This is a genomic window from Dyadobacter endophyticus (assembly GCF_014641595.1).
GTDB classification, from domain to species: Bacteria; Bacteroidota; Bacteroidia; order Cytophagales; family Spirosomataceae; genus Dyadobacter; species Dyadobacter endophyticus.
The window spans coordinates 218,873-239,136 of sequence record NZ_BMIA01000004.1 but is presented as its reverse complement, the minus strand read 5'-3'; the positions used below and the strand labels follow the sequence as shown (position 1 = coordinate 239,136).

General features: G+C 51.2%; 20 protein-coding genes. 13 read left to right on the top strand and 7 right to left on the bottom strand.

All coding sequences use genetic code 11. The features are described 5' to 3' along the window. The 5 genes from IEY24_RS25580 (at nucleotide 1) to IEY24_RS25560 (ending at nucleotide 4,761) form a co-directional block, all read left to right on the top strand. Nucleotides 1-1,311: a condensation domain-containing protein gene (locus tag IEY24_RS25580; RefSeq protein WP_188937748.1), complete on the top strand. Its 1,311-nt coding sequence runs from the start codon at nucleotides 1-3 to the stop codon at nucleotides 1,309-1,311. Then, nucleotides 1,308-2,588 carry a condensation domain-containing protein gene (locus IEY24_RS25575; protein WP_188937747.1) on the top strand — a complete coding sequence of 427 codons (1,281 nt, stop codon included), beginning with the start codon at nucleotides 1,308-1,310 and terminating at the stop codon, nucleotides 2,586-2,588. The genes IEY24_RS25580 and IEY24_RS25575 overlap by 4 nt, the downstream gene beginning before the upstream one ends. Before the next feature lies 1 nt (nucleotide 2,589). Further along, nucleotides 2,590-3,873, top strand: a complete 1,284-nt coding sequence (locus IEY24_RS25570; RefSeq protein WP_229223138.1) for a condensation domain-containing protein — start codon at nucleotides 2,590-2,592, stop codon at nucleotides 3,871-3,873. Nucleotides 3,874-4,000: 127 nt separating this feature from the next. Continuing rightward, nucleotides 4,001-4,168, top strand: coding sequence for a hypothetical protein (locus IEY24_RS25565; protein WP_188937745.1), 168 nt, complete (start codon nucleotides 4,001-4,003; stop codon nucleotides 4,166-4,168). Then, the gene (locus IEY24_RS25560; protein WP_188937744.1) at nucleotides 4,168-4,761 is read left to right on the top strand and encodes a GNAT family N-acetyltransferase; all 594 of its coding nucleotides are present in this window, start codon (nucleotides 4,168-4,170) and stop codon (nucleotides 4,759-4,761) included. The genes IEY24_RS25565 and IEY24_RS25560 overlap by 1 nt, the downstream gene beginning before the upstream one ends. Here IEY24_RS25560 and IEY24_RS25555 read toward each other — a convergent pair. Both IEY24_RS25555 and IEY24_RS25550 read right to left on the bottom strand, forming a co-directional pair. Continuing rightward, nucleotides 4,758-6,515, bottom strand: coding sequence for an ABC transporter ATP-binding protein (locus IEY24_RS25555; RefSeq protein WP_188937743.1), 1,758 nt, complete (start codon nucleotides 6,513-6,515; stop codon nucleotides 4,758-4,760). The genes IEY24_RS25560 and IEY24_RS25555 overlap by 4 nt on opposite strands. Then, nucleotides 6,499-8,244, bottom strand: a complete 1,746-nt coding sequence (locus IEY24_RS25550; RefSeq protein WP_188937742.1) for an ABC transporter ATP-binding protein — start codon at nucleotides 8,242-8,244, stop codon at nucleotides 6,499-6,501. The genes IEY24_RS25555 and IEY24_RS25550 overlap by 17 nt, the downstream gene beginning before the upstream one ends. A gap of 117 nt (nucleotides 8,245-8,361) precedes the next feature. Between IEY24_RS25550 and IEY24_RS25545 the strand changes: the two genes are divergently transcribed. Genes IEY24_RS25545 through IEY24_RS25530 form a run of 4 tightly spaced genes read left to right on the top strand, consistent with a single transcriptional unit; the run spans nucleotide 8,362 to nucleotide 10,879 of the window. Beyond that, on the top strand, nucleotides 8,362-9,864 hold the full coding sequence (locus IEY24_RS25545) for an arylsulfatase (protein WP_188937741.1): 1,503 nt from the start codon (nucleotides 8,362-8,364) through the stop codon (nucleotides 9,862-9,864). Between the two features lies 1 nt (nucleotide 9,865). Continuing rightward, on the top strand, nucleotides 9,866-10,072 hold the full coding sequence (locus IEY24_RS25540) for a hypothetical protein (RefSeq protein WP_188937739.1): 207 nt from the start codon (nucleotides 9,866-9,868) through the stop codon (nucleotides 10,070-10,072). Next, nucleotides 10,035-10,475: a VOC family protein gene (locus IEY24_RS25535; protein ID WP_188937736.1), complete on the top strand. Its 441-nt coding sequence runs from the start codon at nucleotides 10,035-10,037 to the stop codon at nucleotides 10,473-10,475. The genes IEY24_RS25540 and IEY24_RS25535 overlap by 38 nt, the downstream gene beginning before the upstream one ends. Before the next feature lie 11 nt (nucleotides 10,476-10,486). After that, nucleotides 10,487-10,879 (top strand): VOC family protein, encoded by a 393-nt coding sequence (locus IEY24_RS25530; protein ID WP_188937734.1) that lies wholly within the window; start codon nucleotides 10,487-10,489, stop codon nucleotides 10,877-10,879. A gap of 38 nt (nucleotides 10,880-10,917) precedes the next feature. Here the strand turns inward: IEY24_RS25530 and IEY24_RS25525 are convergent, their stop codons facing one another. The 5 genes from IEY24_RS25525 to IEY24_RS25505 form a co-directional block, all read right to left on the bottom strand. Further along, on the bottom strand, nucleotides 10,918-11,904 hold the full coding sequence (locus IEY24_RS25525; protein WP_188937732.1) for an NAD-dependent epimerase/dehydratase family protein: 987 nt from the start codon (nucleotides 11,902-11,904) through the stop codon (nucleotides 10,918-10,920). Between the two features lie 66 nt (nucleotides 11,905-11,970). Then, a complete protein-coding gene (locus IEY24_RS25520) occupies nucleotides 11,971-12,888 on the bottom strand; it encodes a cation diffusion facilitator family transporter (protein WP_188937729.1) in 918 nt (305 codons plus the stop codon). Nucleotides 12,889-12,994: 106 nt separating this feature from the next. Further along, the gene (locus IEY24_RS25515; protein ID WP_188937724.1) at nucleotides 12,995-14,110 is read right to left on the bottom strand and encodes a YncE family protein; all 1,116 of its coding nucleotides are present in this window, start codon (nucleotides 14,108-14,110) and stop codon (nucleotides 12,995-12,997) included. Between the two features lie 15 nt (nucleotides 14,111-14,125). Beyond that, nucleotides 14,126-15,439: a Gfo/Idh/MocA family protein gene (locus IEY24_RS25510; RefSeq protein ID WP_188937723.1), complete on the bottom strand. Its 1,314-nt coding sequence runs from the start codon at nucleotides 15,437-15,439 to the stop codon at nucleotides 14,126-14,128. A 117-nt stretch (nucleotides 15,440-15,556) separates the two neighbouring features. Further along, complete coding sequence (locus IEY24_RS25505) at nucleotides 15,557-15,721, bottom strand: hypothetical protein (protein WP_188937722.1); 165 nt, start codon at nucleotides 15,719-15,721, stop codon at nucleotides 15,557-15,559. Between the two features lie 233 nt (nucleotides 15,722-15,954). Here IEY24_RS25505 and IEY24_RS25500 point away from each other — a divergent pair, with 233 nt between their 5' ends. From IEY24_RS25500 to IEY24_RS25485, 4 genes are all read left to right on the top strand, one after another. Beyond that, the gene (locus tag IEY24_RS25500; protein WP_188937720.1) at nucleotides 15,955-16,503 is read left to right on the top strand and encodes a DUF4136 domain-containing protein; all 549 of its coding nucleotides are present in this window, start codon (nucleotides 15,955-15,957) and stop codon (nucleotides 16,501-16,503) included. Between the two features lie 110 nt (nucleotides 16,504-16,613). After that, complete coding sequence (locus tag IEY24_RS25495; RefSeq protein ID WP_188937718.1) at nucleotides 16,614-17,636, top strand: helix-turn-helix transcriptional regulator; 1,023 nt, start codon at nucleotides 16,614-16,616, stop codon at nucleotides 17,634-17,636. 197 nt (nucleotides 17,637-17,833) lie between these two features. Further along, nucleotides 17,834-19,456, top strand: coding sequence for a L,D-transpeptidase family protein (locus IEY24_RS25490; protein ID WP_188937715.1), 1,623 nt, complete (start codon nucleotides 17,834-17,836; stop codon nucleotides 19,454-19,456). 153 nt (nucleotides 19,457-19,609) lie between these two features. Beyond that, nucleotides 19,610-20,209 (top strand): TetR/AcrR family transcriptional regulator, encoded by a 600-nt coding sequence (locus IEY24_RS25485; RefSeq protein WP_188937712.1) that lies wholly within the window; start codon nucleotides 19,610-19,612, stop codon nucleotides 20,207-20,209. Nucleotides 20,210-20,264 lie beyond the last annotated feature (55 nt).

The window sequence follows — 20,264 nt, the reverse complement described above, 5'->3', positions numbered from 1 at the left end:
ATGAAACGAAACCTGCTTTTCCTCGAAAGGGTGCTTTTTGGCAATGGTAGCGAGCCTTTTCACGGGGTTTATGCACTAAAAATCAATGGGCAGCTCAACCAAGGACAACTCCGCACCGCGCTTGCCCGTTTGCAGGAAAAGTATGCGATGCTGCGCACGGCCATCGGTATTGATGCTACGGGGCTACCTTTTTTTCACACACCACCTTCCCGGCCGGATATTCCACTCAGAATTGTGGAACGGGCGGATGACGACGACTGGAACCGCGAAACAGTCCGTGAGCTGGGAACATCGTTTGATATCAAAAATGGCCCGCTGCTGCGTATTACCTGGATCCGCTCGGCCGAAGTTTCCGACCTCATTATGGCCTTCCACCACTGCATGTGCGACGGTGGTTCGGGTGTAGCATTGCTCAATGATCTTTTGACCTTACTCGACGACCTTCAGGCGGAAATCGGCAAAGCACCGGCGTTTCGAAACATCCGCGACCTGATCCCGGCCGAATTATTGCACAACCGCCGCAACCGCTTCAAAGCAAAGTTTTCGGCTGCGTTGGTACATGCGGGGCTATCGCTGGGCTCATTGTTTATTTCCACCAAAAGGAAATCCGGCCCGCGTTCGGGCGGCCCGCGCACGGGTGATTACCTAGTCAACTGGAAGCTAGGTTCGGAACAGTCAAAAGCGCTTTTTAGACAGTGTAAAAAGGAAGGCGTCACGGTCAATACGGCCATCGGGCTGGCATTAATGGAAGCTTTCAAAGCAATAAATGGCCCAGGCGCGCATGGCAAGGCTACCTGCCCGGTGGATATCCGCCGCTATATGCCCGAAGTGAAGCGTGATATGCTTTTTTCGTATGGGTTAGCTTTGAATATCGGCCTCAAACAAGCTTTCGGAAACAGTTTTTGGGAAAAAGCAAAAACACTGCAAATCCACGTTTCCAAGCAGATGGCCAGGCTGGACCCTTATGAGTTTACCATGATCATGGAAGCTTCGCATCGCTCCGTCCATAAGCTGCGCCGCTTTTTGACCTACGCCAAGGTGGGCAACGATTTTATGTTTTCCAATATGGGTAAACTCGATATTCCTGCCCAATTCCGGCATTTCACAGTCGAAACGATTTACAGCCCGACGGTAATAGGGCCGTTTGCGAACCCTAATACGATCATTACCACCACTTTCAAAGGCCAGATGGATTTTTCATTCGTATCAAACCAGGAATTTATGCAACGGGCAACCGCCATGCAAATCCGGGAAAAAGCAATGGAAATCCTCTTTGAAACCGTATTCATACCAGATTCCGTACGCCTATGAAAAGAAGGATGGTTTTTCTGGAAGCCTCCATGTACGCTGGCGCGGATACGCCGGTGAACGTCGTGTTTCCGGTGAAAGTCGAGGGTTTCTTTGAGGAAAGTGCCGTAAGGAATGCATTGCAGAAAATCCAACAAAAACACCCTTTCCTGCGTGTAACCGTAGAAACCGGAACCGACGGCATTCCGTCGTACGTCACGCAGGAATTGATAGAACCCATTCCATACCGCATGATTGAAAGGCAGTCGGACGACGATTGGCTGGCAGAAGCAGAAGCCGAATGGAGCACACCTTTCAATGCAAACAATACCCCATTGGCGCGACTCGTATGGCTCCGCTCTGAGCAGGTCTCCGAACTGCTGATCGTTTGCCACCATTGCATCGGCGACGCCACCTCCATTATCACCCTCATGCGGGAACTACTCGAATGCCTCGCTGAGCCCGGCACCACGCTGCATCCCTATGCTCCTTTCTGCCCGGAAGCGCTTGTTCCTGCCGAAATGCGGCAAAGCCAACTCAACCGCCTGGCCGGAAGGTCGCTGGCCGTTGTTACCCGCCTCTTCCTTTGGGGGGTAGCCTGGATGAAGGCAGCCCAAAAAGACCGGTTTTACACAATCCGCTGGAAACTCAGCGAAACAGAAACGGCCACATTGCTCTCTGCATGCAGGAAAGAAGATATCAACCTCAATGCCGCATTAATTCTAGTCTTCATGCGTGCATTTGGGCGCGCTCGTAATGTGCGTACGAGTGGGCAAATGTTTTCGTCCGTCGATATGCGCAGGTTCTTACCCCAGATCGGCAAGGATCACCTGTTCGCGTTTCCATCCATGGCCGGATTGAAAACACCGAAAGACAGTACCGGCTTTCGTGCCCAGACAATCGCCGTGAAGGAGAGTTTGTACAAGCAATTAGCGAAAACAAACGCACCTAAGCTACTGTTTTTCAGCGAATACCTGCTGCCATTATATTCCCGGACCAGTAAATATGCCAAAGCTGGTAGAGGTGGCCACGATTTCGCATTCGCCAATATCGGCCGCATTCCGTTGAACGAAACTTACGGACAAATCAGGGTCAGGGAAGTGTACAGCCCGTTTTCACGATTTCCGATGGGGAATCCTTCGAAAGTTTCGGTATCGACATTCGGCGGCCGGATGGACTTCGCGTTTCACTCCGAAGAACAATATATAACCAGGCAGGATGGCGAATTCATTATCGGTACTGCCATGGCCCTGCTGAGAAAGCATTTATTGGAAGCTAAACCCGTTACTATCCAGGATTGAAATGAACAGACCAATGATTGTCGGAGAACGGATCATGTATGCCGATGGACTTGTACCCGTCAACTGCGTCTTTGCGGCTTCGGTTGAAGGACATTTTTCCGAACAGCAGATCACATCCGCGCTTGCAAAAATTCAAAACCGGCATCCGTTATTGCGCACAAATGTAGCGTGGAGCAGGACAAATATCCCTGTATTTGTTACCAACTCATCCATTTCGTCGATACCAATCGACATTATCGAGCGGACATCCGACGTTCATTGGGAAGAAGTAAGTCTGCTGGAATGGGAAAGGCCGTTCGACCTAACCACAGAACCGGCCGCGCGGCTGGTATGGCTCCGATCCGAAACCGTTTCCGATCTGTTGCTGGTATGCCCGCACTGCGTTTGCGATGGTTCCGGATTCGTAACGCTCATGCGCGAACTATTGCTGCTCCTCGACGATCCGGAAATGAACCTGGAACCTTATGAAGGTTTTCAATCGGTCGACGCGCTGGTTCCCGCTTCCATCCGCGAGAGCCGGATGATACATTGGAAAGGCAAGCTGTTTTCATCGCTCGCAAGAGGCCTTTTCGCGATTTTGAATCCTAAACCTGCGCCTCGTGAGGGAAGCTATTATCTGCTTACGCATACCCTCGACAAAGAAACGACCTCTGGGCTGATCAAAAAATGCAAGGCCGAAAAAACGACTGTCCAGGCAGCATTATGCACGGCCTTGTTGCTCGCATATCAGTCCGTTAATGGAAAAACGTCGCGCAACAAAGTCATCAGCCCCGTCGACATACGGCGTTACCTGCCGGGCGTCGGCCATGATCATCTGTTTGCATTCGCGCCCATTGTAGAGCTTTCGCTTAGCAGGAAAGGGGCGCAACACGACTTATGGCAGGAAGCACGGCAACTGAAACAGGCACTTGTTGAAAAAGCCGACAACGTCAACGCGGCGGAGATGCTATTCATTACCGAATATTTCCACAGTTCCACCAACGCATTGCTCAGGCACATGCGCTCCACAACAGGCAGCCACGACATCACCATCTCCAATATGGGTGTGCTGGACATACCTTCGCGCTACAACAATTTCATTGTCGGAGCCATTCACAGCCCCTCGGTGGGGTTTCCCTGGCGCAACCCCAATACACTGGTAGTAAGCACATTTGCAGGAAAAATGAACTTTTCCTTCTGCTCCCACGAAAGTTTCCTGCCCATGATCGACGCGGAAAAGATATGCCGGGAAGCGATGTGGATGCTTTTGGAAGACACTCGTACTGCGGCTCCGCAACAGGTGTAATAGATCTCTCTTTCATTATCCGGGTTAATTTGTAATTTTGCTAACTCACGTTCCAATGCGGCTCTGATTTAGACCATCCAAACAGATCACCGCTCGCTGAAATTCATTGATTTAAACATTACACAAAATGAAATATTCAGGCGATACCATTTCCAAACCGGTCGTGGGACGTGAAGCAGAAGCGCTGTCACAAGCTATCAAAACTGGCGGCTACCTGGCCAACGAAGAAGCCTGGGCCACCATTCACAGGATCACCGAACAGATCAAAAAGGAAAAATCAAACGCGCAGAAGTAATGCCCTATCCCAAATTCTCCGGGATAGATTTTTCACAACACGATGTCACCGAATTCAATCCAGATCGAACGGATGTTGGGATTGGTTTTCGTTGTGGTCGGGGTGAGTTTGTATCCTATATCAAAGGTCAGAAAATTCGAAATGAGCTAAAAAGCTTCACCAGCAAATGCTGGCTCGTGAGCTGTGAAGAAGGCCTTGCGGCATACATTACGTTACTGGCGGATAAACTAACAATGGGGGCACCCATTCTCATCAATGAAGATGTTCGCTATACTACTTTTCCGGCCGTAAAGATTGGCTGGTTGGCAGCTGATCCTCGGGCCAAAGGTTCCGGCCGGAGGCTGATGGACTGGGCGATGAAATATGTCATATTAGAATTGGTTCCGCGGCTCGGAATCCGCTTTATGACTGTGGACGCATTATTCGACGCCGACTTGCCGGAAAAGCCGTACGATGCATCCGGATTTTATGCAAAACTGGGCTTCCGTTTTACAAACCCCGACGAGCTTCTACCTCCTGCCGATGGTTTTAGGACTATGTATTTTGACCTGATGCCACTTATTCAGCAAATCAATGCTATAAAACACTCCTAACTAGCCCTATTCCCTTTCAACAACATCCCCATTGCATCGCTCAATGACCCGGCGCGGTTTACTTCGCCGGAGTTGACGAAGAAGATTTCGTCGGCGTTTTCGATGGTGTTGAGGCGGTGGGCAATGATGACTTGCGTGGTAGATTCCGGGAGCTGTTTCAGAATATCGCCGAGCAGCTTTTCGGTAACGGTATCGATGTTGGCCGTGGCTTCGTCGAGTATCAGCAACTCGGGGCTGCGCAGGACGGCACGCATGAATGCGATGAGCTGTTTTTGACCCAAACTCGCAGTGTCACCGGTTGCGGAGACTTTTGTTTCCAGGCCGTCTTCAAACAATGCCAGTATTTCCCCCAGATTGGCGCTGCGGATCACCTCTTCCAGTTTTTCGTGGGAAAAATCCTTTAATTGATCGTTGCCGTAGAGGATATTCTCACGGATGGTGCCGGAGAAAAGGAACGGCTCCTGCAAAATAAAGCCGATCTTCCGGCTCCGTTCTTCGGGCGTATAGGTGCGGATGTCGCGCCCGTCCAGCAGCACAATGCCCTCGCGCGGGTCGTACAGGCGCGCGATGAGCGAGGCCGTGGTGGTTTTTCCGCCGCCGGTCGGGCCGATCAATGCATAGGTTTTGCCCCGTTCTAGTTTGAAATTGACCTGATGCAGGATTTCACGGCTGTCGTAACCAAACCGCACGTCGCGGAATTCCAGCAATGCGCCGTCGGTTTTACGGGTTGTTTCCGGCTCGGGCAGGAGATCGGTTTCCAATGCAAGGATCTGCGAAACACGGTCCCAGCCGGCCATCGCAACCTGAAAACTGGCCCATAATGCCGCAAGTTGACGCAACGGATTATAAAAATTGGTCGCATACGCCAGGTAACTCACCAGCAGCCCTACACTGAACTCGCCCAGGCTGATCAGATGGATTCCGTAAGTCAGCACGACGAGCTGGGCAATATTGGAAAATAACGAATACGTAGGCAGGAAAACGTTGTTCGCCAGGCCCGCGCGAATGGCCGTGCGGTAATTTTCCAGGTTAGCCAACTGGAAACGCTGCCTGAAATAGTCGCGGCGGTTGAAAGCAATCACCACTTTGAAATTGTTCAGGCTTTCCTGTATTTCTGCACTCAGCGCACCGGTACTTTTGAGGTTTTTGGCATTGGTAGCCTTCACCCAGGGCGACAATACGATCGTAAAAAGCAGGATCACAACGGCAGGCGCCAATGCCGCCGACCCCAGTTTTACATTAATCACCATTAAGAAAATCCCCGCACCGAGCATCGTAAAAATACTCCCCACAAATTGCATCAGCGATTGCGAAAAGAACTGATTCAGTTTATCGGTGTCGTTATTGACCCGCGAAATGAGGTCACCGGCCTTGTTCTGGTTAAAAAACGCGACCGGAAGCTGCTGCAATTTATTGAAAATGGCATTTCTGAGGGTAAACAGCAGCCGCTGCCCCACCCCGCCCATCAGTTTGGTCTGGGTATAGGCGGTAGCAAGTCCGAGCAGATACATCACGAGCAGAATACCTCCGAAAACGAGCAGCCCATGAAACTGTTTCGTCACCACGTACCGGTCGATCGCGCGGCCGATCAGGTACGGGCCGACCAGGTTCACAGTAGTATTCAGCGCAATCGCGCCCAGTGCCAGCGCCAGGTTGCCGCGTTCGTGGGAAATCAGTTCCAGCAACTTTCTGAGCGCTTTCAGCGTCGAGGTTTTCTGCCGCTCTTCTGAAATTTTATTAAGATCGTAGTTCATAGTTGCTGGTGCTTTGTTGCGAATTGAAAATCTGCACGTATTCGGGGCTTGTCAGCATCAGCTCGTCGTGCGTGCCGCAGCCGATCAGCTCGCCTTCCATCAGTACCACAATCTGGTCATAATGCTCGATGGCCGCTATTTTCTGCGTCACGGAAATCAATGTAATGCCGGGGTAGTTCCGCTCCACATTCGCCAGGATCTTCTTTTCGGTCATACTGTCGACCCTCGCTGTAAAATCGTCGAGCAGGAGTATTTTCGGATTCATGGCCAGTGCCCGCGCAAGCATAATACGCTGCTTCTGCCCGCCGGAAAGGCTCGCACCGCGCTCCGAAACAACGGTATCCAGGCCTTCGGACAAGCTTTCGATGAATGCCGTCAGCTCTGCCGTGTCGATCGCTTTTTGCAAAGATTCGTCCGTTACCGTCGTGCTGAATGCAATGTTTTCGCGGATACTCATATTGAAAATGATACTATCCTGAAAAACAAAGCCGACCTGGCGGTGAAACGACTCGCTGTCGTAATAATCGATCGGGTGATCATCAAAGGTAACCCTGCCTTCCTGCGGCTGGATAAGCCCGGTGAGCAGGTACAGCAACTGCGTTTTGCCCGCGGCTGTCGGGCCGATCACGGCAATCCGCGAACCAGCATTTACCGACAGACTAATATCTTTCAATGCCGGCTTTTCGCCGTAACGGACAGTTACCTCCTCCAATGCGATATTACCAAGTAACAACGCGGTAAAAGCACCTGCCTCCACCGGATCCGCAACATTCAAAACAGCCGAAATCCGCTGATAGGAAGCTGTGGCCTGGGCGATCACATTGCTCATAAAACCGATGACAAGAATTGGAAAAATAAGAATGCCGAGATAACTGTTGAATGCGGCGAAACTGCCCAGGGTCATATCGCCCTCGATCACGAAATGTCCGCCAAGCACGAGGATCGTCAGCATCGAAACGTTGGCCGTAAACGTCACCACCGGAATAAGCCCTGCAAAAAGGCTCAGAATGGCAAGCCCGAAGCCCTTCGCTTTGGTATTCGCTTCCAGGAATTTCACATATTCAAGCTGCTGGGAATTCACGACCCGTATCAATGCAGAGCCGAGAATGCTCTCGTTAATGATCTTATTAAGCCAGTCGATCACCTCCCGGCTTTGTACGAACAATGTGCGGACTTTCTTCAAAGTAAAGGCAAACATCCCCCCGATAATGGGAATGATCGCCAGGACCGTCAATGCCAGTTTCCAATTGATGCTCAGTAGCAACACACTCGCCCCGATGATGAGGAAAAGCGACGAGACGATCGCGACAATGGCCTGGGACACAAACATTTTAATCGAATCGATGTCGGCCGTAAGGTTGGTAAGCAGTTTCGCGGCAGTGGTTTGTTCGATAAATGCGTGACTTTGTTTTGAAATCTTGTCCGACAACCTTGTCCGCAAGTCGCGGGCTACTTTTTCGGAAGCGTAGGTCTGGATAATACTTTGCAGGTATGCAAATACGAATATGAAAATCACCGCGCCGGTGAACTCGACTAGCGTCACGTTCAGGTCGAAACGCCCCTGGGTGTAATCATCGATCCCGTCGGCCACCAGCTTGGGAAGCCAGAGGTTGATACCGTTGCTCAGCACTGCAAACAGCAAAAGCAGGAAGACCAACGCCTTGTATGGAGCCAGTAAGCTGAATATGCCCGGCTGTTTGGGCTTTCCGGGGTTGGCTTTTTCAGACATATGGGTTTAGATTAAATACGGCGGCAAATATAGCAAGGTATATTTTTGAATCACTGCCCGTTACCGTGGTTAAATTTTGGTTAAATTCCCGGCCGTCTAAATCCAAACCGCATCTGAATGAGACTCCTTAACCTCTTTTTACTGACATTAGCAATTACGCACTTCGCCATGGCCCAGCAGGCCAAACCGTCGCCCGGCAGGCTCCCGAACATCATCTACATCTATGCCGACGACCTCGGTTACGGCGAACTGGGCTGCTATGGGCAGCAAAAGATCAAAACGCCCAACCTCGACCGCCTTGCCAAAGAGGGTATCCGCTTCACGCAACATTACACAGGTACGCCCGTGTGCGCTCCCGCACGTGCGATGCTCATGACGGGCAAACATGCGGGCCACTCGGCCATCCGTGGCAACTTCGAACTCGGCACGTTCCGCGACGACGAGGAACGCGGGCAAATGCCTCTTCCGGCAAACGAATTCACCGTAGCCGAACTACTCAAACAAAGAGGCTACGCCACTGCGCTTACCGGCAAATGGGGTATGGGTATGAACAACACCGAGGGCACGCCCTCCAAACAAGGTTTCGATTACTACTATGGCTACCTCGACCAGAAACAGGCCCATAACCTCTACCCTTCGCATTTATGGGAAAATGACCGCTGGGATACCCTCGCCCAACCCTGGCAGGATGTGCACCGGAAGCTGGACCCCGCCACAGCCACCGACGCCGACTTCGATTCGTTCAAAGGCAAAGAATACGCGCCGTCCAAAATGACCGAAAAGGCATTAGCATTTATAGAACGGAGCAAGAACGGCCCGTTTTTCCTATATATGCCTTACACCATTCCCCACGTATCGCTGCAAGCGCCGGACGAGTACGTTAAAAAGTATATCGGACAGTTCGATGAGAAGCCCTATTACGGCGAAAAGGGTTACGCTTCCACCAAATATCCGCTCTCCACCTACGCCGCCATGGTCACCTTTCTGGACGACCAGGTTGGTATTATTTTGGACAAACTCAGGGACTCGGGTTTGGACGGAAATACAATCGTCATGTTCAGCAGCGATAATGGCGCCACTTTCAACGGGGGTGTGAACCCGCAATTCTTTAACAGCGTAGCCGGCTTGCGCGGCTTAAAAATGGACGTTTACGAGGGAGGTATCCGCGAACCGTTCATCGCCCGCTGGCCGGGGAAAATTAAGCCAAGCCGCGTAAGTGACCACATTTCCGCCCAGTTCGACCTTTTAGCCACGTTAGCCGAACTCACCGGCCAGGCAACGCCTCCTACGGATGGCATTTCCTTTTTACCCGAACTTTTAGGCCAAACCAACCGGCAGCAAAAGCATCCCTACCTCTATTTTGAATACCCCGAAAAAGGCGGCCAGATCGCCATCCGGATGGGAGATTGGAAAGGGGTCAAAACAGATTTAAGGAAAAATCCGGCCAACCCGTGGCAGCTCTTCAACCTCAAAACCGACCGCGGCGAAACCACCGATCTAGCTGCCAAACACCCGGATATCGTGAAAAAACTGGATGGAATCGTCAAAAAGGAACACCAGGAACCCGCTAATGCGGCCTGGCAGTTTGTACTGCCGGTGATTGCGGCGAGTGGTAAATAATATGACCTACACAGAATATCGTCCGCATCTGGCATTGGCGCCCTACATCGATGCTTACTGGCAGGTAATTACCGGTATGAGTCCATGCACGCGTTCACCGATCAAACAGCCGAGTTCGAGCATAGCATTGACGATCGGTAGTTTTGTAACATCATCAAACAAAAACTACCATGCAACAGAGACTGAGCGTAATAATGCTGGCCGCTGACGATCTTGCCACGCTTCGCAACTTCTACAACGATGTACTGGATTGGAAAATCGAAGCGGCCAACAAGGATATTGTTTTTTTTAAGTTGAACGGAATTCTGCTTGGTCTTTATGGACGGAATGATCTCGCGAAATTCCATCATGCGAATCCGGAAGGAAGCGGTTTTCGGCCGTTCAACATGGCATTAATGGTCAATTCCCGTGCGGAAGTGGAGAACATTTACGATGAATTGTGCCGGAAAAGCGTGAAAATCGTGCACGAAATTGTTGAACCTCCGTTTGGCGGTTGCTACTTCCTGTTTGCCGATATTGAAGGAAATATTTGGGAAATTTCACATAACCCGTTCATCCGGGTCGACGGGTCCGGCAATGTGCTCGGCCATCAGCCAATCGATCATCTTTAAAACCCAAAAAAATGGCAAATTTCGCATATACAATCCTGTACGTCAAGGACGTAGCAGCATCGATCGAATTTTACGAAAAAGCATTCGGCTTTCAACGAAAATTCATTTCTCCCGACAATGACTATGGCGAGTTGAGCACAGGAACTACCACGCTTTCATTTGCACAAACAGCCCTTGCTAAAACCAACATCCCCGGCGGCTTCATCGAAAGCGACCCAGCCGCAAAACCGTTCGCATTCGAAATCGGGTTTACAGTCGACAACGTGGAAGAGGTGTTTCAAAAAGCACTAACCGTTGGAGCGACGCGCGTTTCAGAACCTAAAACCAAGCCTTGGGGCCAAACCGTCTCGTATGTACGCGATCCGAATGGGTTTCTCGTGGAGATTTGCACGGCGATGGAGTAAATGGCGCATGAATGGCGCGAAGCAGGAGCTTCGCACCATCACGGCTCAACGGGAAAGGGACCTTCTTCAAACGCTTCTTCGTGGTAACCTTTGCTTCCCACTTCCCGGGCCAGTTCGCTCCTGAAATCGGTACCGTCGCGCAGGCTTTGAAGCACGCGTGCAAAATCATATTCGGGCGACCAGCCCAGCTCGCGCCGCGCGCGCTCGTTCACATACACGCGATCGATTTTCGGAAACAACTTCCAGCCTTCCGCCTCAAACAACCCTTCACTTTCCGGATAGAGTGTGCGGATTACCGCCGCGGCGTCGGTATGCAGTTCCGCGAGGTGGGCCGGCGTAAATGGCGTGGTGGCCGAGATAATGTATTTGCCGAAACCGATCGCCGGGGCTTTCTCCACAGCCGCTAAATGCGCGGCAACAGCATCGGCAATGTCGACGCGGCGGTAAAGCAGCTCCAGTGCCTGCACATTGGGCGTTCCGTAAAGCTGGCGGGTTTCAGCATTGTCGTCGTCTTCGGGGAAAAAGCGGGAGGTCCGAAGGATCAGCACCGGCAAGCCGCTTTTCCGGTAGAACAGCTCGCAGAGACTTTCCGCGGCCAGTTTGGTAACACTATATATGTTTTTGGGCTGCGGGGACACGTCCTCGGTAATCCAGGCGGCCGGTTCGCCCTTCGCAGGGTTCATCGCCGCACCGAATGTGCTGGTGGTACTGGTGAAAAGAAAGGCCGAAACCCCTTGAAGCACCGCTTCTTCGAGCAGATTGAGGGTACCGGTGATGTTGGTATCCACAAAATCCTGCTTGCTGTGCGTCGCCACGTGCGGCTTGTGCAAAGTAGCGGTGTGGATGACGGTACGGATACCGCGCATCGCTGTTTTAACAAAATCCCTGTCTGCGATATCACCTACCAGGTCGGTGTAAGGTGAATGGTTGACGTCGATGCCAATGGCTTGCCGCCCCTCGGCCCGGAGCGTACGCATGAGCGCCTCGCCCAAATGCCCTGCGCTTCCTGTTACTAAAATACTCATGGCTGTTTCAATATTATTTTCGGCAAAGGTATGGCTGTCCGGTTTTGAAAAAAAGATTGATCCTGTTCAAATCATCCATTTTCGCTCGGTAGTGAATGAAATGTTAAGCCACATCTTGTAATCTCCCCGGATGCCGTCGTACAGTTCCTGCCTGATCGCGTCGAGTTGCTTCACTTGCGTATGCGCGAGTTCTTCGGGTAACAAAAAATCGATTTCGATGGTGTAGCTGCTGCCGGTTTTGATCACACGCACATATTCGTCGATGAAACCGTGCCGCTTCGAAATTGCTTCCGCTTCCTGATGTATTTTCTCCTCCACCTCGTCGTCGGGCGCGAATTGGAGGAGTTCGCGGATGTTTTTCCAAAACGTCCTGACGGGAATGCGCAGGAAAAGCATGGAGATGATGATTACCATTCCTGGATCGAGGTACGGGATAAGGTAAGCCAGCGACGTTCCGCGGAGAAAATACCCCAGCGACAGCACTACCAGTACGCCCGTACTCAGCAAGGCATCGAGCTGCCATTCGGTGGCTTCGATCCGCACATACTCCGAGCGGATTTGCAATGCCATTCTTCTGAAATACAACCAAAGTAAAAAACAGCCGATAATGGAGGCGATCAGGTAAGGCAACGCAATGTCGAGCTCGACGATCTTTCCGCCGCTGATAATATCCATGACCGAAGTCGCCAGCGAATACAAGCAGAGGAAAATGATCACCGCCGACTGCAGCGTCATCGAAAACGGCTCGAATTGCGCCCGGCCGAACGGAAGGTCGTCGTCATCGGGCTTGCGGACGAAGTTGTTCACCAGCAGCGACACACCCGACAGGCTGATCCCCACCATCGAAAAAAGGGCGTCGAAAATAATGGATTTGGAATCGCCGGCAATACCGACGACAATGGCCCAGATCGTAAATGCCGAGCCGGTAATGATCGAAAGTTTGATCAGCCGTCGCTCCCTGAGCCGTTTTTGTCTCTCATTCATAAAGCCGGGCAAACGCAGGATACCACGCGATCACCCTTAATAAGTTAGAAAGACCTTTGAAGGAAAGCAAGTTCCGGGGAGTGTGTTATCAATTTGTGAATACTTGCTAAGGCGTCCCCGCACGTCCGACACCAAACTGGTCGCCTGCGCGTACAGGTTTATCGCCTGCAAACTGAATCTCCACCATCTTCTCGCTGGCCACATTATTGTGAAATTCATCCGTCAATATGCCAATGACTTTGCGGGTTTTCACATCGATTACCTCCCCGCTCGACGGATACGCATACCGGCCATCCAGGCTGAATGTAACCCAGCCCGGCATGTCCTGCACGGGGATCGTGGTGAGTTGCTGGTAAGGTGGTTTTGCGCTGAAAACGTGCATGCGCATATTATGGCCGTCGCAAAGCCATATTTCTTTTTCATCGGGCGTGAGGCCTATGCCGTGGCTCGGGTTGCCATGTCGCCGCACGGGGCCGCGCTCCCATCCTTCTACTTCGATGTGCGCTATTTTCGTGCTTTTTTGAATGTCGCCCACTTCAAACCCCAGTAGGCTATCGACCGTGATATAAGCCATCGATTCGTCTGCCGTAACGGTGAACGGCCGTACGTAGTTGGCAAACAGACCTACTTTCCGGGTCAGCTCATGCGTTTTGGGGTCGGCAATGTGCAGCCATGGACTGGCGATATCGCCCATGTACACGGCATTGCCCGAAGCACCGTAAATTGTATTGTGAGCCCTTTTGTGCACATTGATTTTCTTGATAATATCGCCCGTTTCACAACTCACCACATTCCAGAAACCTTTTTCCAGCGATGGCAGGTACATGGTACGGCCATCGGGCGAGATCGCCATCCGGTCGCATCCGCCTTCGAAAGCTTTTTCCCAAACTACCTTTTCCGTCGTGAGATCGATGCGTTGAAGCCCTTCGAGCGTGCTGACATAAATGCTGTTCAGCGGAAGGCTAACGGCTACTCCTTTAACGTTGGAAGGCTTTCCGTTGGGATGCAGCCCGCGAGTAGTGATTCTTTTCACGAACCGGTGACTGTTATCCATATCAAAAACCAACAACCCGTGCCCCCCGTAACCCAGGTAATCCCTGATACCGGGCGTGGCTACGTACAGGTACCGCTTAGCGCCTGCGGTTTTGCGCGCTTGCTGCGCAATACCCGCGTGGATGAAAGCTATTTGGAGAAAAATCAACCAGAGACAGATCCTTTTCATATTCAATTATAAAGTTTAGGAAGCAGAAGGCAGCTTGTAGCCATTATGATATTCTTTGGCGATCAGCTTATTGGCTTCGTCATCCGTAAACTTCCCTTTTTCCTTATCCCAATAAATCTTCTTGCCCGTACGGTAGGCAATGTTGCCCATTTGCGAGAACACGGCAATGTCCGAACCCACCTGAATAGGCGCATTTAGATCGGTCATTTGTCTCGATTTGATTACTTCAATGAAATTCTTCGCATGCAGGTCGAGGCCATTATCCACCGATTTCTGGAATGATACGGGTTCCATTCGCTTGGCTTCGGGGATTACCTCCCAGCCGTCGCGGTTCAGTACCAGGGTACCATTGTTGCCGATAAAAGCGATGCCGTGCCCGCGTGCGTACGGACCGCCGTCGATGCCCATGGCATGTTCCCACTGAATATTGAATTCGTCGAATTCGAAGACGGTCGTAAGCGTATCGGGGGTTTCCGCGCCGGAATCCTGGTTGGCAAATTTACCTCCGGCTGCCATAATGCTGTTAGGGGTAGCTGATTTCATGCCTAATAATGCATAATCGAGCAAATGCACGCCCCAATCGGTCATGAGCCCACCCGCATAATCCCAGAACCATCTGAAATTGAAATGGAAGCGATTGGGGTTGAACGGCCTGTTCTGTGCCGGTCCGAGCCACATTTTGTAATCCACACCGGCTGGCGGGTTACCGTCCGGCAGTTTGCTGATCGGGTTGACCCACGCAAAATACCCCCACACTTTCACCAGCCTGATTTTCCCAAGCTTGCCGGAATGCACAAAATCGATGGCATCGCGGAAGTGCTTCTGGCTCCGCTGCCATTGTCCCACCTGCACCACGCGGTTGTACCGCTGCTGGGCAGCCACCATCGCGCGGCATTCGGCAATGGAATTCCCGATCGGCTTTTCAACATAAATATCCTTCCCAGCCTGGCAAGCCTCGACCATCATCAGGCAATGCCAGTGATCCGGCGAGCCGATCACCACGGCATCGACATCCTTGTCGCCCAGCAACTGCCGGTAATCGCCATAAGTTTTGACCTTCGCGCCGCCTTTGGCCAATTCGGCAGCGCGCTTGTCCAGCACATTTTTATCGACGTCGCAAAGCGCCACACATTCCGTGCCCGGATTTTTGAGGATAGCATTCAGATCGGCCCAGCCCATTCCGTTGACCCCGATGGCCCCGATGCGGATTTTATCGGCAGCAGAAACCGGTGCGAATGCGGAAACGGAAGAAGGTACAATGGCTGAGAGGCCGGCGCCGGCGGCTAGTGCCGAAGCGGTACCGAGAAAGTCGCGTCGTGAATGGGTCATGGGTCGGATCAGGTTGGTTGCTTTCTAAAAGTGACCAATGGCCCTATATTACCCATGATGCGGGTAAGGAACGCCGGCGACGTCAAGCGTTATGGTTTCACGCCGCCGGCAAGGGCATTAGAAGGGGTTACGCGGAGTTGTTATAATGTTGTGAATCAACCGGTCCAGCTCTTTTTCCATATCTTTCAGGCGAGCCAGGACATCGATATCACGCGTGGCAGCATAGGAATTTTGCAAATCCCTGACTTCCTTGATCCGAAGTGCAAAACTGAGGAGCGTCATGAGTTCGTTGAATTGGTGTATCAGAATATGACGGCAAAGTAAATGCGAATCCTGCGTTTGTGTAATGGGGTAATAGGATTATAATAAAAATCTAATCCTGATTGTACGAAATGTCCTTTCGGGATATTCCACTGCCTTTCCGGGCTAACCTGCTTCCAACCGGGGAAACTAATTTTGCATCATCAAAACAGTGGAGCGCAACTTCACATCACCTGTCACGAAACATCGAAAACATGAAAACGAACATCAAATGGGCAGTAGTTGCCATGTCGCTATGGGTTGCTTCATGCAGTACTGGCTATAAACATCTGAAAACTTCGAAAGAAACCGGTTTCTCAGTCCGCAACTACCAGACTTTCGACCTTCAATATACTTTCCCCGAAGGAGCGGACACGCTCGCGCCGCGGTTTGCAGAGAGTAAGCAGTTGGCTACCAAAATGATCGCGGGAAATATGGCTGGGAAGGGTTTGATTAAAAGTGATAATCCGGAACTGATGGTCAACCTGTCGGTACAATTGCAGGAAAAAACGCAGACCCGTGCCACCGACTTCCGGACCGACGGTTTGCCAAGATACATGGGCCAGCGCCGCTACTCCTGGAAGAGTGAGGAGATCGAGGTAGGAAAATACCAGGAGGGCACGCTGATCCTCGACGTCATCGACACTAAAAACGACAAGCTCGTGTGGCGCAGCGGTGTAAAGGGCATCTTACCCGACAATACCGCCAAAGCCGAAGCCGGCCTCACGGCGGCTATCAACGAGCTGATGGGGAAGCTGCAATAAGGCATTTACCAGGTAATTGAGGCCCGGACACCGGATAGGTGTTCCGGGCTATTTGCTTTTGTATATATTTATACGTCGGTTAGCCTTGTTTTCCCGGATATACATTTGCCATGCCTGCCTCAAAACCGCTTACGATCACCTATAAGAATGACGATCAATGGTTTGCCCAGGTCGGCCCGCAACTCGATGCTATTTTCGATGAAAACTCGCTCACGTTCGACAACGAGATTGGCAAAGGGGACTTTTACCGGGTGAATATCGACCAGGGCCTGCGGGTGAGGCGGGTAACTGCACGATTTCACAAGCCGGTGGTATTCAAGCGGAAAATCACGCACGACCCGGGTTATTATGTACTCGTTTCAAACCTTAGCGAGCAGTACCTCGAAACCCGCACCGGCGAACAGCAGTTCAACCTGGGTTATGGAACGGAAAACGGGCTGTATTTCAGCTCGCCCCAGCTCACGGCTTCCTACACTTTCGAACCCGGTGTGCAGTACCACCTCATTTTCATTATATTAACTTACGAAAGGATCCATAATTTCATTTCCCGCCAACCCGAGGCACAACAGCCGCTGCTCTTATCGTTTGTAGACCCCAACAGGCCGGTTTACCACGTCGAATGCCTCGATACCTATTCGCTGAACCTCCTGAAAGAGATGGACAAGCAAATGCACGACGGACGCGGCAATAACCTGCTCATTCATTCGCGGTGCCTGGAACTCTGCTATCATGTACTGCAAAAGGTGGAGGAACGGAGGTCGCGGAAATCCCAGGCGGCAGCTGTACACCCTTCGGACATACTGAAAATGAACGAAATCCGCCGGGCGCTCCTCGAAGGTTATCAGCTCCCGTGCCCGCCCCTGCATGTGTCGGCGCAACGCGCGCTGATGTCGCCTACGAAGTTCAAAAACCTCTTCAAACAACTATTCGGCCACACCTACTATCAGTTTTACAAGAATGTACGGATGCATAAGGCGAGAGAGTTGCTGTTGACTGAAAGGATGAACGTGTCGGAAGTGGGTTACCTGCTGGGCTACAACAACCTGAGCAAATTCAACAAGGCATTTAAAGATGCTTTTGCCGTGACTCCGGGAAGTGTGGCGTCGTTGACGCCCGCATTCAACCCGCATTAAGGTTTTTGATAATATAAAAAACCCGGAGCAAGCTCAGCAACTTAGCATCCGGGTCGAAATCAACAACAAAAAACCAAACCTCTGCCACGAAACTAAACGGCGTGGATAAGGCCACCAAATTTTATAATCCTGCGGTGCGAATGGGATTTCTATCGGCAAACGCGCTATATTGGTGCGATTCGCGACCTTGTACAAATATGAAGAAAATCGCATTGTTCATTGCCCTGGCGCTGGTTATTGCCGCCTGCCGCCAGACATCCGAAAAGAAAACAGAGATCGCCGTCCGCGATACCACCATCACGGTCGAAAACTCTTTTACAGAGCTTTTTATCGATACGACGGCCCTTAGCTCCTACATTACCGCACATTCGCTTGACGATAGCCTGAGTGCTAAACTCCGCAGCTTTTACAACCACCGGAATTACCAGTATGCCTGGTTTTTCCCCGATGGCGTGGCCGAGTTTGTCCCCACTTTCCAAAGTTTGCGGAACGATTACATCCATTACTCGGGCGACAGCACGCTGTACAACCCGTCGCTCGACGAGGCAATCGACTCCCTGTCACAGTTGAAAAAGATCAGCCCGGACAATGCACTGGTGGTCGATGCGGAGCTGGCGTTGACGGAACAGTTTTTCCGCTATACCGACCTCGCCTATTCCGGCGACCACAAGATCAACACGCAGGAACTCAACTGGTTCATTCCCCGCCGAAAACTCAACCCGGAGGTTTTTCTGGATTCGCTTCTGAAAAACAAGGGCCGGAACGTTACCGCTTACGAGCCGGTCAACCGGCATTATAATTTGCTGAAACAGAAAGTCCTGGAATATTATACATTAACTAAAAACGGCGAGCCGGACACCGTCGGCACCGCCAGAAAATTCCGGGAGGGCGACCACGACACCCTGCTCGTGGCTTTGAAATCCCGGCTGCATTTGCTGGGCGATATGCCCGAGCCGGACAGCACGCCTGTGTTCGACACCACGCTTACTAACGCCGTTAAGCATTTTCAGCAACGTGTCGGACAAAAACAAACAGGCGTTACAGGCCCCGCGTTTTTTAAAGAGCTGAATGTACCCGTTGCCAGCCGAATCCGCCAGATCCTTATCAATATGGAGCGTATTCGCTGGATGCCGGCCGCCCCTCCTACCGACTACATTCTCGTGAACATCCCCGAATTCACTTTACATGCTTACGAAGATGGCAAATTGTCATTCGATATGGTGGTTGTAGTGGGTTCGGAAGCCAATAGTACTGTCATTTTTTCAGGTACTTTAAATCAGATCGTATTTAGCCCCTACTGGAACGTGCCTGCCAGCATTCTTAAAAAGGAAGTTTTACCGGGAATTAAGAAGAACCCTAACTATCTGGCGCGGCACAATATGGAGTGGAATGGCGGATCGGTGCGGCAAAAACCGGGCAAGTCCAACTCGCTGGGTTTGGTCAAATTCCTCTTTCCAAACAGTTACAGCATTTATTTCCACGATACACCCAGCAAAAGCTTATTCAAGGAAAGCCAGCGGGCGTTCAGCCACGGGTGCATTCGCCTTTCAGAACCTAAAAAGCTGGCGGAATGGCTCCTGCGCCGGGATAGCACGTGGACCAGCGAGAAAATTACCGCCGCGATGCACGCAGGTAAAGAAAAATATGTGCGCCTGCGCGGCAAGAATGAAGTGCCTGTTTTTATCGGCTATTTCACGTCATGGGTAGATCAGCACGGCAATTTGCAGTTCCGCAAGGATGTTTACGGGCACGACCGCAAGATGGAGGAGCGGCTGTTTGGCAACACCGAAATGCCCTTGGCGCAGGCGGTCGTCCGCTGATATACCGGAGATGCATTCCGGGCACTCCATGCCGGGCACGATTTTAGTTCGGACAGTTTTGCAGAGGTTACCCGGATGTTACCGGTTGCGGATTGATATTGTGAAAAAGCCGCCTTACCTTTGCTAACATCGTTAGGTAAATCTTGTATTACCATGGGAATCCTCGAACGAAAAATTCGGCAAAAAGAAAATATGCGGACCAATATTCTGGCGGTAGCCTTGCAATTGGTCAAAGAAGAAGGCTGGCAATCCCTGTCAATCAGAAAGATAGCCGATGCCATCGAATACAGCGTACCGGTGATCTACGATCACTTCGAAAATAAAGAAGCGATCCTCTTTGAACTTTCTATGGACGGTTTCCGGTTACTCGATAGATTGTTGGAAAAGGACAAGCGCAAATACGCGGATCCGGAAGAACGGCTAAGGGCCCACGCCGAGACTTATTGGAACTTTGCTTTTAAAAATCCCGAATACTATCAGCTCATGTACGGTTTGGGAATGCCCTGTTCAAGCCCGGGCAAGGCAAAACCAGAGTTCAACAGCTTCCGCGACCACATAGGCGAAGCGATCGAAGGAATCGTTACCGATAAAAAATCTTCAGATGAGGAAACTTGCTTTAAAATTCATGCGTTCTGGTCAGTACTCCACGGTCTGATTTCAATCGTAATGATGCGCTGCTCGGATATCGACGACTCTCAAATGAACAAAAAAGTTATGGACGACTCAGTGAACGCTTTCATTAAAAACCTGTAATTTTTTTTCTTTTGGGTTAACACCGTTAGTAATAATAACTTCACTACCTATTCAC

Excerpts from the sequence above, each read along its gene's own strand:
- IEY24_RS25575 (WP_188937747.1), top strand. The coding sequence starts at position 1,308 with ATGAAAAGAAGGATGGTTTTTCTGGAAGCCTCCATGTACGCTGGCGCG.
- IEY24_RS25530 (WP_188937734.1), top strand. The coding sequence starts at position 10,487 with ATGGCAAATTTCGCATATACAATCCTGTACGTCAAGGACGTAGCAGCA.
- IEY24_RS25545 (WP_188937741.1), top strand. The coding sequence starts at position 8,362 with ATGAGACTCCTTAACCTCTTTTTACTGACATTAGCAATTACGCACTTC.
- IEY24_RS25510 (WP_188937723.1), bottom strand. The coding sequence starts at position 15,439 with ATGACCCATTCACGACGCGACTTTCTCGGTACCGCTTCGGCACTAGCC.
- IEY24_RS25560 (WP_188937744.1), top strand. The coding sequence starts at position 4,168 with ATGCCCTATCCCAAATTCTCCGGGATAGATTTTTCACAACACGATGTC.
- IEY24_RS25580 (WP_188937748.1), top strand. The coding sequence starts at position 1 with ATGAAACGAAACCTGCTTTTCCTCGAAAGGGTGCTTTTTGGCAATGGT.
- IEY24_RS25495 (WP_188937718.1), top strand. The coding sequence starts at position 16,614 with ATGCCTGCCTCAAAACCGCTTACGATCACCTATAAGAATGACGATCAA.
- IEY24_RS25525 (WP_188937732.1), bottom strand. The coding sequence starts at position 11,904 with ATGAGTATTTTAGTAACAGGAAGCGCAGGGCATTTGGGCGAGGCGCTC.
- IEY24_RS25485 (WP_188937712.1), top strand. The coding sequence starts at position 19,610 with ATGGGAATCCTCGAACGAAAAATTCGGCAAAAAGAAAATATGCGGACC.
- IEY24_RS25505 (WP_188937722.1), bottom strand. The coding sequence starts at position 15,721 with ATGACGCTCCTCAGTTTTGCACTTCGGATCAAGGAAGTCAGGGATTTG.
- IEY24_RS25520 (WP_188937729.1), bottom strand. The coding sequence starts at position 12,888 with ATGAATGAGAGACAAAAACGGCTCAGGGAGCGACGGCTGATCAAACTT.
- IEY24_RS25490 (WP_188937715.1), top strand. The coding sequence starts at position 17,834 with ATGAAGAAAATCGCATTGTTCATTGCCCTGGCGCTGGTTATTGCCGCC.
- IEY24_RS25565 (WP_188937745.1), top strand. The coding sequence starts at position 4,001 with ATGAAATATTCAGGCGATACCATTTCCAAACCGGTCGTGGGACGTGAA.
- IEY24_RS25515 (WP_188937724.1), bottom strand. The coding sequence starts at position 14,110 with ATGAAAAGGATCTGTCTCTGGTTGATTTTTCTCCAAATAGCTTTCATC.
- IEY24_RS25540 (WP_188937739.1), top strand. The coding sequence starts at position 9,866 with ATGACCTACACAGAATATCGTCCGCATCTGGCATTGGCGCCCTACATC.
- IEY24_RS25570 (WP_229223138.1), top strand. The coding sequence starts at position 2,590 with ATGAACAGACCAATGATTGTCGGAGAACGGATCATGTATGCCGATGGA.
- IEY24_RS25550 (WP_188937742.1), bottom strand. The coding sequence starts at position 8,244 with ATGTCTGAAAAAGCCAACCCCGGAAAGCCCAAACAGCCGGGCATATTC.
- IEY24_RS25500 (WP_188937720.1), top strand. The coding sequence starts at position 15,955 with ATGAAAACGAACATCAAATGGGCAGTAGTTGCCATGTCGCTATGGGTT.
- IEY24_RS25535 (WP_188937736.1), top strand. The coding sequence starts at position 10,035 with ATGCAACAGAGACTGAGCGTAATAATGCTGGCCGCTGACGATCTTGCC.
- IEY24_RS25555 (WP_188937743.1), bottom strand. The coding sequence starts at position 6,515 with ATGAACTACGATCTTAATAAAATTTCAGAAGAGCGGCAGAAAACCTCG.